A 14,827-nucleotide genomic window follows, 5' to 3' on the forward strand; every position below is an offset into this window, starting at 1 on the left:
TCTCTAAGGGTTATACAACAGGGTGAATTATGGCGGAATGGGACGGAAAATATATCAGCCCGTATGCAGAACACGGCAAAAAAAGCGAACAGGTCAAGAAAATTACAGTGTCGATTCCGATCAAAGTGCTGGAAATTCTTACCAACGAACGCACCCGACGCCAAATCCGCAATCTGCGCCACGCTACTAACAGCGAGTTGCTATGCGAAGCCTTTTTGCACGCTTTTACTGGACAACCACTGCCGACCGACCACGATCTAATGAAAGAGCGTAGCGATGAAATTCCGGAAGATGCCAAAGTGTTAATGCGCGAATGCGGTATTGACCCGGACAGCTGGGAATATTGATCCTACTTTGATAGCGGCATAACAGATAACACCGATTCTGTATCAATGACTTGAAACAGAAAATCAATATTCGGGTGTTTACCCGGATGTTGTTTTGCATCAACCACATGTTCAGCAAACAACGCCAAACCTAGCTGCGCCGCTTGTGCGTCAAGCTGTTGAAAACGTTGGGCAAGGGCATAGAAAACCCGCAGTGAACCGAGTTTCCCGGCAACCGCAGGAATATGTCGAACCAATTCTCCTTGCGCATTGAATATATCCAAGCCGCTTAAATGATCGACACTTGGCAACGTTGCCAGATTTTGTTGAAAAGTCATTCAGATTCCTCTTATTAGTCATTATGCTGATAAAGCGCGTAGTGAAATTTCACCAATCGCAAAGCGTTGCAGTTGCTGATCGGCAGTTTTTAGCAGCAGCTCACCGCTTTGTGGATCAATCCCACAACAAATGCCGGAAATCGAGTGCTGTTCCAGCAGCAAAGTGATCGGCTGCTGATAAAAATGGTCATAGTCCTGCCAACGTTGCAGATAGTGGCGGATATTACCCTGTTCTATCTGTGTAAAAGCACGCTGCAAATGATTCGCCAATGTCGCCACCAGGCGGTTGCGTTCAATCCGAACCGCACTTTCGCTTAAATTTGCCCAAGCCTGATCAATCTGTTGTGCGGCGCTGGTTTGCATAGCCAAATTCAAGCCAACACCGATCACCAATTCCTGCGTTTCAGTGCTGAAACGGCGGCTTTCGATCAAGATGCCGCCTAATTTACGCCCATGCAGATAAATATCGTTTGGCCATTTAATGCTGATCCCTCGCACCCCAAGCGCCACCAGCGTATCGGCAATACAAATCGCCGTGACCAAGCTAATCGCTTTCAGCTGTTCCGGCGTTTGTTGAAAATGGCGTAATAGTGAAAAATAGAGATTTTGTGCAAACGGCGAATACCACACTCGCCCACGCCGCCCACGTCCGGCGGTTTGCATTTCAGCAGTACACACCGTGCCGGACGGCAAGTTTTTGTCATTCAACAAAAATTCATTGGTCGAATCCAGACAGCGAAACACCCGTGCCGAACCTTGCTCTAACATGCGGTTGATGACCGTTTGATCCAACAGATCCAGCGGACGAGCAAGCTGATAGCGCTGTTGTGCATCTTGCTGTGGCTGCAAATGCCATGCTGCTAATTGCTGCAAAATCGCACGCTGCTGTTCAGTCGGCATCGGCATTAACAAGTGCGGTTTGCCGTCGGCAAGTAAGACTAAAACCGACTCCAATAGCGTTTGATCTAACATTTAGCTGATCGCCTGTTCACTGTCAATTTCGCCGTTGGCATCAAAGAACCGCACTTCGGGCTGTAGCGCTACCCTAAATTTTTGCAACACCTGCAGACGCACATAACGTGCCAATTCCAGTACGTCTTCGGGCTGAGCGTTGTCACGGTTGATCAACACCAATGCTTGTTGCCGATGTACCGCTGCACCACCAATTTGATGCCCTTTCAGCCCACATTGATCAATCAACCAGCCGGCTGCCAATTTCACGGTACCGTCGGTTTGCGCAAACGCCGGCATCGCCGGATACTCCGCTATCAGCCGTTGATATTGCACCTGACTAACACTGGGATTTTTAAAAAAACTGCCCGCATTGCCAAATTCTTTTGGATCCGGCAACTTGCTACGCCGCACCGCACAAACTTCATCATAAATTTGTTTGGCACTGACGGTTTGTGGATCCAATTGGGCAAGTGAACCGTATTGAAGTTGTGGCTGCCAGTGTTTTAGCAATTTTAAGCCGACCGCAACAATCGCATAGTCTTGGTCGTAAGGCGCATGTTTAAACAAGCTATCGCGATAACCAAATTGGCAATCTGCTCGGCTGAAACGTTGGATTTGACCGCACTTCAAATCCAGTACTTCAACATATTCACACACGTCTTTAAATTCTACCCCGTAAGCTCCGATATTTTGAATCGGCGCACTGCCGACACAACCGGGAATCAACGCCAAGTTTTCTAAACCGTCGTAACCCAATTCAACGCAACGAGTGACTAATTGATGCCAGTTTTCGCCGCCGCCGAGATGCAAATAATGGTACTCGCTATCTTCACGGTGCTGAATACCGAGGATTCGATTGAGCAGAACCACACCGTTAAAATCTTCTAAAAACAGTATGTTACTGCCTTGCCCGAGCAATAAACGTGCTTGTCCGGCATACTGCTGCCAACATTGCAACAATTGCCCAACCGAACCAACTTCTATAATCTGATTGGCTTGTAGCGGCAAGGCGAAAGTATGAAACGGTTGTAAATTTTGCATAAAATCTCTTCGATAAATAAATAGGGTTTGTTGCAATACGATCATTGCGCTTAGTTTACTGATCAAACAACAATGAGCAATCAGAAATTTCAGATAAATCACGATTGCGCTGTCGCAGAGGCTTCAGGAATGGATATAATAAAGCTACTAAACATAAAAATGGATAAAACGCGTGCAAAAATATCGTGGTGAACTGATTCTTTTGGTGGTGAGTATTTTAGCCGCTTCAGGTTGGCTGTTTTCCAAATATTCGCTAATGGCACTGCCGCCGGCAGGCTTCATCAGTGTGCGTTTTTTGGCAGCTGCGTTGTTGTTTCTTCCCTTTGCCTACCCGCAACTGCGCCGTCTTTCCAACGCACAACTTAAAAGTGCGGTCACGGTCGGCGCTGCGTTCAGCGTGAACCTGTTTTTGTGGGTGCAGGGCATGAGTTATACCGAAAATATGGGCGAAGGTGCATTTATCGTCAGTCTGTCGATGCTGCTTGCGCCCCTGGTCTCCTGGCTGGTATTCAAACACCGCCCACAGCGAATGTTCTGGTTTTGTTTACCACTTGCTGCCGCCGGGTTGTTTTTGCTGGCGTCCGGCAGCGGTTTACACTTATCGTTAGGCAATCTGCTGTTTCTCTGCTCCTCACTGGCGGCAGCAACCTCTTTTGTACTGAACAACCAATTCTCCAAATCGATTCCCGCACTCCCGTTGACCACCATTCAACTCAGTATGGTCGGGCTGTCTTGCGGACTGTTTTCACTGGCGTTCGAAACTTGGCCTGAATCCGTTTCCTTGACTACTTGGAACTGGGTGGCCGCCAGCGTGCTGATTGCCACCGGCTTCCGCTTTCTGTTGCAAGCGATTGGACAGAAACACAGCCAAATCACCAACGCCGCGATTATTATGATTCTAGAACCAGTCTGGACATTGTTATTGAGCGTCAGCTTGTTGGGCGAAATCATCACCTGGCAAAAAGGTTTGGGCTGCATACTGATTCTAACCGCACTTTTTGCCTACCGCCTGCAGCCACAATTGCGCTATCGTCTGCTACTGTGGCGCAAACACGGTAGGCAACGACAGCGACGCAAAGTGCGGTTTCGCTAGATATAACTGATCAGCATAACGACTCGCCATACCGCACTTTTAGCACTCAGTATAATGGATTGCCGGTTTGTGCCTAAGTTATCCCTAATTGTTACCAAACACCACTCGCTCAAAGCGCTGTACATAATCCGTAATCTGTGGGCGGTGTTGAGGTAATCGCTCAACGCCGAATCAACGTTGTTGACCAGCCAGTTGGCAAACAGCCCGGCGATGGTAGCATCGATGCCGGTGGGTTTGTTGCCGAAGAAAAACGCATTGTCGCCCATATAGCCCAGCAACGCCTCAATATCGGCTTGGGCGGCGGCAATCGCGCCTCTCATCTCCTCAGGCGCACCGCCGAGCATGGTGTTCATCAAAAAATGTTCACCGGCGGGATCAATAACAATCCGCACGTGAAACGTGCGGTTTTTCGGCTACCCTATAAGGGCCTAGTACTTCACATGCCCCTCAAGGGGCATGTGAAAAGACTGACAACTGTACAATAACTCTGTGGTTTACCCTTAAAGGGGGCCACATATTCTTTCTTCGATAAATTATCTTGAATCGTGTCTTCTTTTTCCTGGTTCCTGATATATTCCTCTACAACTTTTGTATTTAAACCCACTGTACTTACATAATAACCTTTCGCCCAAAAATGTCGGTTTCCATACTTATATTTTAGGTTGGCATGTCTTTCAAAAATCATGAGCGACGATTTCCCTTTTAAATATCCCATGAAACTTGATACTGCTAGCTTTGGCGGAATTTTTAAGAGCATATGAATATGATCTTTCATTGCGTGGGCTTCTATTATTTTGACATTTTTGTAATGGCATAACTGCCGTAATATGCTGCCTATATCCATTCGTAATTTCCCATAAATCGCTTTTCGTCTGAATTTTGGGATAAAGACTATGTGATACTTACAGTTCCATCTTGTGTGTGATAGACTCGAATCGTCATTGGACTTACTTGCCATTGGCATATCCTCCTATATCTTGAATTTTGGTTGTCAGCCTTGTTCATTATATCGGAGGATTTTTTCTTTTCATCGCTTAAGCTCTTTGATTCCATACGCATAGCGTATGGATTCAAAGTGCAGTCTTGCCATCGAGCCATGGGCTACCACTTCGCCAATATCGCGGCCAACGCCTGCGCCACTTTATCCGCCATTTCCGCCGCCGTGCCTTGCCTGCCGCGCCGTATCCATTCATCGAGCGCACCAAAGCACACGCCCATATTCAAGGAGTGGTGATAGGCGGTGTCGTTGTCCGATTCGGGCTTTGCGCCGCAGCACTCACGGATAAAAGCCAAAAAAATATGCGACAAATCATTTTGATACAGTAAATCCACGATATCGCCTTTTTGTTCCACAAAGGCAAAAATAGCCATGAATAATTCCCGGTGGTTGGTTAATTGCCCGCTTTGGGCGGTGCGGTAAAAATGCTGTTCGATATCGCCGCGCAAGGCTTTGATTAAAATATCTTCTTTGCTGTTGAAATTGCGGTAAAACGACACGCGGCTCACCCCGGCGGTTTGGGTGATTTGGGTGATGGTGATGGCGTGAAAATCATAGCGTGCCATCAGCCCAATCAGGGCTTGGTTGATGCGGTTTTTGATGGTTTGGTTTAATGTGGGTTTGCTCATGTTACAAATCTGCCAATGTGTTTCAGTTTTGATTTTTTGCTTGTTTGGGTGTGCTGCAATCATTAGAATTCGCATTGTTACAGATGTATCACTTTTTAACAAGCTTTTTTAAATCATGATGTTGGAAGAATTTTTTATGCAAATGATCAGCCGTTTTTTGATGATGTTCGCCCTTGTCGGCAGCTTGGCTGCCTGCGGCAGTATGGACAGACAGCAACGCAATATGATGGCCGGGGCGGTGATCGGCGGTGCGGCGGGGCATTTGATCGGCGGCGACACCGGCGCAACATTGGGCGGGGCGGCATTGGGCGGGGTTATCGGCAGCCAGATCAATAAAAACGATCAGCGCTACTATCGCTAAACCTGTATTTTCAGGCAGCCTGAATTTGGCGGATATGTTATGACTTTTACCCCATCAAAAATCATTACCTTGCATGGCTTGCAAAGTGACGACAAGCAGTATCGGCAATATATGCAAAAAGTGATACAGTATTTGGCAACGTATTTATCACCCCCTTAACCGATGTACAAAAGGTCTGACGTATGAAAAAAACCATCCTCATCCTAAGCGCCGTCGCCGTGCTGGGCTTGCTCGGCTTGGCAGGCTGCCAAGCCCTCGAACAAGCCTTTGCGGTGAAAGTGGAAAAAATCACCCACGTGCAAACCAACGCCCCGCTCGAAAAGCAATACAGCCAAATGGGGCAATATGCCGTGGCGGTGCAGAAATACCCGGCTGCAAACAAAGCGCAGGATTATTTCACCGTGTATTATCCGCAAACAGGCGGCCAGTACCCCTTGATTGTGCTGGCAAACGGCACCGGCATGAAAGTGTCGTCATACGAAGCGGTGTTGCAACACTTGGCGAGCCACGGCTTTGTGGTCATCGGTTCGCAAGAAGGCACATCGTGGACGGGCAGCGGCGTGGCAGGCAGCTTGGATTTCGCCTTGTCGCTGAATCAAAACAAAACCAGCCCGCTTTATCAAAAAATCAACCCGGCTAAAATCGGCGTCTCCGGGCATTCGCAAGGCGGCGTCGGCGCCATCAATGCCGCGACCACACAAGCCAACAGCCGCCTTATCCGCTCGGTCTATACCGCTAGCACCACCCAGCACCGCTTGGCACGGGATTTAGGTTGGGATTACGACATCAGCAAAATCAAGGTGCCCTATTTTGAAACCTCCGGCACCGGCGTTTTTGATGCAGGCAAGCCTGATGAAACCGCAGGCGGCATCGCCCCTTTGAGTTCGCTTAAAAACAACTTCAATAAAATCAACGGCACGGCAGTAATGGCACAACGCAAAGGCGAAGACCACGGCTCTATGCTGTATGTGCCAAACGGCTATATGGCGGCATGGTTTTTATACACGCTGAATAATGATGCCCAAGCCAGACAAGTTTTTGTAGGGCAAAACGCCGAAATCAGCCGAAACAGCAATTGGCAGAATGTGCAAAGCAAAAACGTGCGCTAATTATTGATGGTGAATCAAAAGGCCGTCTGAAACCTTATCGGGTGAAAGTGCGGTTTCAGACGGCATTTCGTTCATCTATGCGTTGCAGTCATCCTTGGCTGGCGCAATTTTTACTTAAAGAAGGATGGGTTATGAAATTGTTTCATCTTGCTGCCGTCGCCGTGTCGGCGGTTTTATTATCCGCCTGCAACGGCGTGGCCATGCTGCATGACGCGCTGACCGCCCCGGATTTGATGAAAGTGGAAAACTGGCAAGCCGTCGGCACAACCTACCCAAACTTTGCCTATGGCAACCAGCCCGCCCACAAATTTGATTTGTATGTTCCGAAAAACAAAACACGTGCGCATTATGGCTTGGTGGTGTATTTGCATGCCGGCGGTTTTACCACAGGCGATAAGGCCGATGATGCCAAGATTTTGCAATGGTTTGCCTCAAAAGGCTATGTTGCCGCAGGGATCAACTACACCCTGAAAGACAAAGCAAACCCTGCCGCTTCGGTCAAATCCATGTCGGACGAAATCAAAACGGCCATACCGCAAGTGGTCGCCAAAGCCCGCGAACTCGGCTATCCGATTGATAAAATGGCCATCGGCGGCGGCTCTGCCGGGCATGGGCTGGCGGCGATTTATGCCTACCGCGACGGACGCACCGCCCCTGTACCGATTGCGTTTAGCTTCGGCATGGTCGGCCCGATGAGCTTTGAAGTGGATAATGCCAAAGGCGGTGCCGATGCTGCCAAATCGGCCGAATTTTTATCGGTATTATCCGGCGAAAAAATTACCGCCGAGATGATGACAAACGGCGTATACAAAGAAATCGTCAAACCGATTGAAGCATATCGTTGGGTCAATGCAGGCAGCCCGCCCGCACTGATGGCGTTTGGGGCAAAAGATTTCATCATGCCGTTTAGCACCAAGCCGATGACCAACGCCCTGCAAGCCAATAACGTACCGCACGATGTATTTATTTTTGAAAAATCAGGGCATACCTTGCTGGGCGAACCGCAAAAACGTGCCGAATACATGCAAAAACTCAATGAGTATTTGGCAACCTATTTGCCTGTGAAATGAAATATATTCAATAATCCCATGCTTCATAATCAAAGGCTGCCTGAAACTTTTCAGGCAGCCTTTGATGATTCTTTATCCTGTGTCGGCTCGGCAGCGCCAGCCCGCACAGAGGAGCGCCGCTTTGTGTCGGGGAAAGGCAGTGCGGATCAATTGCAAAACCGCACTTGATTTTAAAATATCAACTGCGGTTTAGATGAGATTAATAGGCCGCGCATCGGCAGTGGAGTATCTCAATTTTATCGCCGCCATTATCGCCGTCGGTTATAAAACCAATTCTGAAAGAGCGGTGTAACCCGCCTCAACCGCTTTTTAGAATTCACCGACCGCGCCGTCTTGCAAGATGCAGGCAAAATCACCGCCGAAACCGCCACAGCCCATGCGTTGAGTGGGTTTGAGAAATATCGGCTGGTGCAGGATAAGGTGTTTGAGCGTGATTTTGATCGATTTTTGGAACAATAATTGCCAGTATGTTTTTTCTACGGTTGTTACAGAACAAGTGGGCGTTATTTTTCTGCAGGCACAGCGTTTGAGCATAGCTAACGATTTATTCACGCCCTGCCATTTAGCGGTTCATGTTAAAACACAGGCTGTCTGAAACCCTTCACCTGTTTGAAAAGGTCAAAGTACGGTTTCAGACGGCCTTGTGTTTGATGGATTGAAATACTTAGAAATTACGTGTGCTTACGGTAAAACATGCTACAGACCGAGGTGGCTTGTTTCTTCAATCTCGTTCAACAGCCTTACCAAAGATCTGCCGACAGCATAAGCAAGATTGACCGGCACGGCATTGCCGATTTGTTTATATTGGGCTGTCAATGCCCCTTCAAACCGCCAACTATCCGGGAACGTTTGAATTCGAGCGTATTCACGCACTGTCAAAGGGCGTGTTTCTTCAGGGTGACAACGTTCGGTTTGCTTCTGCGCTGGTGCGCAAGTCAGTGTCAAACTGGGTTCGTCCCACGATAATCTGCGTGCCATACCTGTTTTTCCCCCACCCAAAAAATAGCTTTTCTGCATATATTCCCGTTGCAGGTTATCCGGTAAATCTTTCCAGTATCCCCCGGGTGGAACTTGCGCCAAGATTTCTTCTTTACGTTGGGGATATTTTTGCCCGAAGGATTCGGGAGCATCGGTAGGATATAAATCTCCTGCTTTCAATGCGTCTTTTACAGTCATAATCCGATAATAAGGGGAAGGCCACCGGAAAGAAACTTTATCAGCCAAATCTTTCTTGATACCGATTAAAAACAGGCGCTCTCTTTTCTGCGGCACTTTATAAAAAATAGCTTTCAATATGCGCGGCGGAACCAGAAAATAGCCCAATTCATCAATAATATTTTTGATGGTTTCTAACGTACTGCCATTTTCATGTGCCAGCAAACCACGTACATTTTCAGCTACGAATACTTTAGGCTGGGTTTCATTTACAGCTCGTGCAAATTCAAAAAAAAGTGTGCCTCGGGTATCTTCAAAACCCAATTTTTTGCCGGCATAAGAAAATGCCTGGCAAGGAAAACCGCCTGAAAGAATATCAATCTGCCCGTGAAACGGCGTGAAATCAATATTCGCAATATCACCCTCAACCACATTCCATTCAGGGCGGTTTTTACGTAATGTTTTACAGGCAGCAGGATCAATTTCATTCAGCAATACCGATTGAAAACCAGCCAATTCCATACCCACGGCCAAACCGCCGGCACCGGCAAACAGTTCCAATAAGCGGTAGGGCCTGATCGGTTTTGTATCGTATTCTTCCAGCCAATTGCTGTTGAACAGCAATTGGGCTTCTTCAAATCTCACCAACTGCTCTTTGGCATACAAACGGTAATTATTGTCACACTGGCGTTCAGGCACAAGCGTACCGTTTCTGTCCCAGCGGCGTAACGTTTCTTTGGATACCCCCAAGATATCTGCAACTTGGGCTATTGTGTAGTGTTGTGGGCTTTGCATAATTTCAAGATAAACATTAGTCATGGTTATTTTATGATTGACAATTTATCCTGATTTTTCTCAAACGTCAAACCTTATTCATGGTTACTCAATTTCTGCACAATATCCGTTGCGGCTAACTTGCGTACAACCTGCTCCAAATCTTCACTAAAATCAGCTTCAGACGCAACAGAGCCCACAGCTTGAATCAATTCATAATAAAATTTTTCATCACCGCTCAAGCGGTGCCAAAACTCCCGCCCGACAATAACATCATAATCATATTGCCGGGTAATACGTTTGTAATGACTGCTCAAATCATCCGGCTCTCCATAGAGTACACCGACAATCATGTCATCGTTAGGAATACGGAGATTATTGGTTCTGGAAAGATTACGCACTGCTTTAAAATGTCCGGCTATCGTTTCTACATCGTCTTTATTGATCGTATTCGGACCGGCTTTTAATTGGCAGTATTTTTTTCGACCGTCTATTTGATCGGTAAATTCAATGTCCATACCGCTGGCGGCACTGCCTACCGCATTCTGAATAACATTGATAAAACTTTGCATATTCTGCCCGAAAGAAGTGCTAATGGACGTTCCCAATACGCGCGGGTACAATAACGCTCTAGCAATACTTTCAGCATTGGAATTACCGGTTAAAAAATTGGCCAAATAAACCGTCAGAAACGGATTAATATTAAACTCTTTCGGGTCAATCAATTTCTCGGTGTTTTTGATATGATTTGACGCAATTGTCTCTCTAAACCATGTTTTTGCAGCGTTTAAAATATCCTGTTTTTGTTTTTGATTAAATGACATGCCAAACCTCACTTTTATTTTCCATAGTTTGGGATTATAAAAGATTCACAGCGCTTAAAAAACTGATTTTTAAGATAGAATGTTCAACGCTTTTAAAGTTAACTCGATACCCTTAATCATTCCCCTGCATATATCAGAGTAATCACATTTACCCACGTCCATCCTTTATAAACATGTAGTCTGGCAAACACAGGCCGTCTGAAACCGCACTTTGGCTTGATTCATTCCTGCAAATGCTTGAAACCTAACGGTAAATTTCGCTATTCTGGGGATATCCACTCGGGCAATAAGGAATCAAATATGAAAGCAATGATTATCGGCGCCAGCGGCGCAACCAGCAAAGCGTTGTTACAGCAATTGCTGAACGACAGCGCATTCGGATAAGTCGAGATTTTCGTGCGCCATGATGTCGGCATTCAACATCCGAAACTTAGCGTGCAACGGATTGATTTTGCCGACAGCGCAAGCTGGCGCGACAAGGTGCGTGGCGACGTGCTGTTTTCCTACCTTGGCACCACGCTGAAAGCGGCAGGCAGCCAGGTTGCACAACAAGTAGTGGATTACGGCTACCAACTCGCGTTTGCCCAAGCTGCCGCCGCCAATGGGGTCGGCACGCTGGCCTTGGTGTCGGCAGGCGGCGCTGCGCCGAATGCTAAACTGTTTTATCCCCGAATAAAAGGCGAACTGGAACAGGCGGTGCAGGCGTTGGATTTTGAGCAGCTGGTAATTTTCCGCCCGCCGTTGCTGCTGCGCCCCGACAGCGACCGCCCTGCTGAAATATGGGGTACTAAACTTCTCAAATTATTGAATACAATAGGTTTATTTAAATCACAAACTCCACTGGCAACTGATAAGCTCGCCGCCGCAATGATCCGCGCGGTGAAACAGCAGCACACGGGAACACGGATTATGGAGGCACAGGAGATTTGGCGCTTGTTCGATTGAAACCGCACTTTTAGCATCAAAGCACGGTTTCAAACGGCCTATTTCATTGCCCCAACCACCCCACACAAAACGCCACATACGCCCGCAAGATCGCCGATGGCTGGCGGTGGGCGGCGTAAATCAAGTGCAGCGGATAGCCAGTATTCGGGATAATCGGACAACACCTGTACTAGCTCGCCCGTTGCCAAATAGCGTGGCGGTATTGCGTGCCGTTTTAACGCACAATCTACGGCAGATTAAGGCGCCTCTGAATAATATTGCTGTTTCATCAAGCACCGCCTCCTAACCTATCCATTTTTCCAATGTGGTTCGCATTAATTCAAGCTTATCCGCCGGCAACGAACGAAGCTCGTCCGGCACACGGCCCGAACGTAAATCCTGTGTCAGGCGAATAATACCATCTTGGCTTTTATCCGATAGATTTTCAAGAATATATTCGTTGGCCTCTATGTCCAGACCCAAGTCTTTCAATGCCGCCATGCTGATCCGTTCGATACTTTGTTCCGTAATATCACCTGCCGCATTGTTATAAAAGACGCTGCCCAATTGCTGCGGGTCACCCACGCCGTTGTGTAACAATGCCACCGCATTGTCGCCGTTTTGCTGCAAGCTGTTTTGATAGCGCATTAATTCGGCCCGCAGGTAATCTGCGGTGCTCTGCGGGGTGATCTCCGCCAATGGGGCAGCAGCGGCATTCGTATCCGCCAAACCCGTTGCAATACTGCCAACCGGCAAACCCGAAGCAATAGACGGCAAACCCAACATCGCCGGTGCTCCGGAATCGGCACCGCCGTTGCCCGCAATATCTGTCGGCACAGCCGGGCTGATGCCATCGCTTTGCGCCAGATCGGTTTCAATCATATCGTGCTGTTCGCTGATTTGCTTCAATAGCCGTTTATCGGCCGTGTATTGCTCCATATCACCTATTTCTTGGGCTTCGTCCGAACGTTGGTTGAGAAGCCGGATTATCTGTTCCAAGTTCCGCGATGTCTCATTCAAGTGCGGTCGGATTTGATCAGCCAATCGGTTTTGGAAGTCCTCGCGGCTCCAGGGATCGGTGTTGGCCAAATCGTTCTTCATCTCTTCGACGGCTTTTTGCATGTTTTCGGTGAATGCCCATAAGGCTTTGGCATTGTCCGTGGTGGGCGCTATCCGGCCGGTTTCCGGATCGATGAGAATGCGCTCGTAGTCGCCCGCCGCGGTGTATAAAGCCTGAATGGCCGGCTCCCCGACAAATAACGTCGGATTATTCAAGCCCATCAGCAAATAGGCCGGATTGCGGTATTTGATCGACAAATACGCGCTGCGCGAAATACCGGCCAAACCGACGATGCGGTCTGCAATCATAATCGGGGAAAGGGGTTTGTTGGAAACCCGGCCGCTAAAAACCAGCCGGTAGCGGAAGTAATCGGTAAAGGGCTCGCGCGACATAATCGCACTTTGGTGCATAAACCAGGCACGGGAATCGTGTATTTGTTCGTCAAACAGTTCAACCAACTTGGCATGCTGTGTAGGATAGCCGCCGGGCACTTTCTTCAATTTTAGCGCCGCTTGAGCCGCTTGGCTGTCATTCCCTTTTTTTAACCGCTCCAGCGCCGCGTCCAAGCCCACTTTCATCAGTTCGGTGCCGCGTGTTCCGGCCTGTTGCGCTCTGAGCATGGCTAAGACCGTTCCGCTGGACAGCGCCAATTTGTCGGCTTGGCGGAACATGTCTCTGATTTTGGCCGTATCTTCTTTGCCTTCCGATTCTGCTTGGCCTTCTTTGCCGCCCGCCGTATCGGCCGTATCTTCACCCGCATCGGCTCTATCTTCACCTTTGGCAACCGGCCCGGCGGGCAAAGCGACCGCTGCCGCCGCTGATAGGCTGTTGGATGAACCGTTGGATGCGCCGCCGCCGGATTCGGCACCATTGCCGTAATACAGGGTGTTGCCTTCGTCATAGATGCTTTTAAACTCTTCCGCTTCATTGTCGTTGTTCAGCATATACATGCTGCCGCCGATCGCCACATTCAGTATCTGGCCTACCGACATAAAGCTTTCGATGCGGAATTGCTGGAAGTAGTCCGCTTTAAATTCCATCGCCGCTTCCAGCAAATCCCAACCGTCGTTGCCCGGCACATAGTTTTTATTGGCCACGGCATTTAAGAGTTCGTCGCTATGCTCGATATCGGCCAATCCGGCCTGCTTCAGCAACGCCGCTTCTTCCTCCTGCGCCAGCTGCGCCGCCTCCGCTGTCAGCTGCGCCGGGGCTTTGCCCAGATAGGCATCGTTCAGCGCTTGGCGTTTGCGGCGGATCAGCGCTTCGCGCGCTTGCACTTGTTCTTTCTTTTCCTTTAAATCGCGGGTATCCAGATCGCCGGTTCCCATCACGCCCAGATGGTCCGCATAGCCCGCAATATCCCGGCTCAGCCAGCGGTAAATCCGCCAGGCGGTAATATGGTGGGTTTGCGCTTCGATGGTTTTGGGCAGATCCCCGGCCGAGAGCGAGGCCAGCCATTGGTTGAAGCGCTGCACCAAGGGCAGCTGTACATCGAATTCTTCAGCGACGTTGCGATTCATTTTTTCATAGTGCTGCAACTTAAAGCGGCTATTGCTCGCCAGTACCTTGGCCAGCTCTGCGGCCAAGTCGGGGTGCTCGGCATGGACTTGCAACGGCATGCCATGCTGCCAGCATTTGGCATACATATCGTGCAGGGCGATTTGCGACAGCACATGCCCCATGCCGTCCAAAGCGCGGTATTGTTCCCCCGGCGGATAGCCGCCGCCCACATCGGAATGCACCCCCGGATACAGCAGCTCTTGGAAATTGCCCTTGGGGTAGCCGCCTTTAATGCAGATGCTGTCCACCGAAAAGCTTTTGCGCTGCTCGTGCGCCGCCACAAAGTGGTAGCCGTTTTTAACAAAGCCTGCCATCCCGGCTTTTTCCAGCGGCATGGTTTGATCCGCCCAGCTGAAATGGCCGGAAACAAACGGCAGCGCCGGCGACAAGCCCACCGAGGCCACCGTATCGAATAAGCCCAGCATTTCGATGTGGATCGGGATGCCCAGCAAAGTCAGCCCTTGCCCGGCGGCGGTTTGGCTTTGCTGTTGCTCGATTTCATCGGCTTGGCGTTGGATGGCGGCGTTTTTTTGCTCGTCTGCGGCATTCGCCACCACAGTAGGCGGGCTGGCCGCCGCTGTGGCAGCAGCGGGGGAGGGGGCTGTGGCGGGG

The 14,827-nt window shown here is 49.1% G+C and carries 17 protein-coding genes and 1 pseudogene; 9 read left to right on the plus strand and 9 right to left on the minus strand.

The genetic code is table 11. From position 1 onward, the window contains the following. Positions 1–29 precede the first annotated feature (29 nt). Positions 30–347 (plus strand): met regulon transcriptional regulator MetJ, encoded by a 318-nt coding sequence (metJ, locus tag FHQ23_RS09770; RefSeq protein ID WP_132964984.1) that lies wholly within the window; start codon positions 30–32, stop codon positions 345–347. A 2-nt stretch (positions 348–349) separates the two neighbouring features. Here metJ and FHQ23_RS09775 read toward each other — a convergent pair whose 3' ends face one another. Genes FHQ23_RS09775 through murB form a run of 3 tightly spaced genes read right to left on the minus strand, consistent with a single transcriptional unit; the run spans position 350 to position 2,659 of the window. Next, positions 350–664: a DUF2322 family protein gene (locus FHQ23_RS09775; protein WP_139614158.1), complete on the minus strand. Its 315-nt coding sequence runs from the start codon at positions 662–664 to the stop codon at positions 350–352. 21 nt (positions 665–685) lie between these two features. Next, positions 686–1,636 (minus strand): biotin--[acetyl-CoA-carboxylase] ligase, encoded by a 951-nt coding sequence (locus tag FHQ23_RS09780; protein WP_267963682.1) that lies wholly within the window; start codon positions 1,634–1,636, stop codon positions 686–688. Further along, positions 1,637–2,659 (minus strand): UDP-N-acetylmuramate dehydrogenase, encoded by a 1,023-nt coding sequence (gene murB / locus FHQ23_RS09785; protein WP_139614159.1) that lies wholly within the window; start codon positions 2,657–2,659, stop codon positions 1,637–1,639. Positions 2,660–2,831: 172 nt separating this feature from the next. Here murB and FHQ23_RS09790 point away from each other — a divergent pair, with 172 nt between their 5' ends. Further along, complete coding sequence (locus FHQ23_RS09790) at positions 2,832–3,752, plus strand: DMT family transporter (protein ID WP_139614160.1); 921 nt, start codon at positions 2,832–2,834, stop codon at positions 3,750–3,752. Here FHQ23_RS09790 and FHQ23_RS09795 read toward each other — a convergent pair. From FHQ23_RS09795 to FHQ23_RS09805, 3 genes are all read right to left on the minus strand, one after another. Continuing rightward, positions 3,749–4,105 (minus strand): glutathione S-transferase C-terminal domain-containing protein, encoded by a 357-nt coding sequence (locus FHQ23_RS09795; protein ID WP_139614161.1) that lies wholly within the window; start codon positions 4,103–4,105, stop codon positions 3,749–3,751. The two genes, FHQ23_RS09790 and FHQ23_RS09795, sit on opposite strands and share 4 nt — an antisense overlap. Positions 4,106–4,188: 83 nt before the next feature. Then, complete coding sequence (gene tnpA, locus FHQ23_RS09800; protein WP_139614162.1) at positions 4,189–4,710, minus strand: IS200/IS605 family transposase; 522 nt, start codon at positions 4,708–4,710, stop codon at positions 4,189–4,191. Positions 4,711–4,853: 143 nt separating this feature from the next. Further along, positions 4,854–5,378, minus strand: coding sequence for a TetR/AcrR family transcriptional regulator (locus FHQ23_RS09805; RefSeq protein ID WP_267963683.1), 525 nt, complete (start codon positions 5,376–5,378; stop codon positions 4,854–4,856). A gap of 136 nt (positions 5,379–5,514) precedes the next feature. Between FHQ23_RS09805 and FHQ23_RS09810 the strand changes: the two genes are divergently transcribed. The 5 genes and pseudogenes from FHQ23_RS09810 to FHQ23_RS09830 all read left to right on the plus strand — a co-directional run. Continuing rightward, complete coding sequence (locus FHQ23_RS09810; RefSeq protein WP_139614163.1) at positions 5,515–5,739, plus strand: YMGG-like glycine zipper-containing protein; 225 nt, start codon at positions 5,515–5,517, stop codon at positions 5,737–5,739. 182 nt (positions 5,740–5,921) lie between these two features. Further along, on the plus strand, positions 5,922–6,848 hold the full coding sequence (locus FHQ23_RS09815) for a poly(ethylene terephthalate) hydrolase family protein (RefSeq protein ID WP_139614164.1): 927 nt from the start codon (positions 5,922–5,924) through the stop codon (positions 6,846–6,848). Positions 6,849–6,979: 131 nt separating this feature from the next. Further along, the gene (locus FHQ23_RS09820; RefSeq protein ID WP_176552298.1) at positions 6,980–7,918 is read left to right on the plus strand and encodes an alpha/beta hydrolase; all 939 of its coding nucleotides are present in this window, start codon (positions 6,980–6,982) and stop codon (positions 7,916–7,918) included. Positions 7,919–7,936: 18 nt separating this feature from the next. Next, complete coding sequence (locus FHQ23_RS12420) at positions 7,937–8,086, plus strand: hypothetical protein (RefSeq protein WP_176552299.1); 150 nt, start codon at positions 7,937–7,939, stop codon at positions 8,084–8,086. Positions 8,087–8,209: 123 nt separating this feature from the next. Beyond that, positions 8,210–8,377, plus strand: a pseudogene (locus FHQ23_RS09830) (cell filamentation protein Fic); the annotation flags it as partial. A 237-nt stretch (positions 8,378–8,614) separates the two neighbouring features. On the opposite strand, the gene dcm reads toward FHQ23_RS09830, so the two are convergent. After that, the gene (dcm, locus tag FHQ23_RS09835) at positions 8,615–9,892 is read right to left on the minus strand and encodes a DNA (cytosine-5-)-methyltransferase (protein ID WP_267963684.1); all 1,278 of its coding nucleotides are present in this window, start codon (positions 9,890–9,892) and stop codon (positions 8,615–8,617) included. A gap of 50 nt (positions 9,893–9,942) precedes the next feature. Beyond that, the gene (locus FHQ23_RS09840; RefSeq protein ID WP_139614168.1) at positions 9,943–10,671 is read right to left on the minus strand and encodes a PmeII family type II restriction endonuclease; all 729 of its coding nucleotides are present in this window, start codon (positions 10,669–10,671) and stop codon (positions 9,943–9,945) included. A gap of 237 nt (positions 10,672–10,908) precedes the next feature. Between FHQ23_RS09840 and FHQ23_RS12605 the strand changes: the two genes are divergently transcribed. Both FHQ23_RS12605 and FHQ23_RS09845 read left to right on the plus strand, forming a co-directional pair. Next, entirely contained in the window at positions 10,909–11,055 is a 147-nt protein-coding gene (locus FHQ23_RS12605) for a hypothetical protein (RefSeq protein ID WP_267963685.1), read from the plus strand. A gap of 12 nt (positions 11,056–11,067) precedes the next feature. Next, positions 11,068–11,616: a Rossmann-fold NAD(P)-binding domain-containing protein gene (locus FHQ23_RS09845; protein WP_267963686.1), complete on the plus strand. Its 549-nt coding sequence runs from the start codon at positions 11,068–11,070 to the stop codon at positions 11,614–11,616. Between the two features lie 282 nt (positions 11,617–11,898). Here the strand turns inward: FHQ23_RS09845 and FHQ23_RS09850 are convergent, their stop codons facing one another. Next, a complete protein-coding gene (locus tag FHQ23_RS09850) occupies positions 11,899–14,772 on the minus strand; it encodes a T6SS phospholipase effector Tle1-like catalytic domain-containing protein (protein ID WP_139614169.1) in 2,874 nt (957 codons plus the stop codon). Positions 14,773–14,827: the final 55 nt, after the last annotated feature.

Source organism: Testudinibacter crocodili (genome assembly GCF_006228025.1).
Lineage (GTDB): Bacteria > Pseudomonadota > Gammaproteobacteria > Enterobacterales > Pasteurellaceae > Chelonobacter.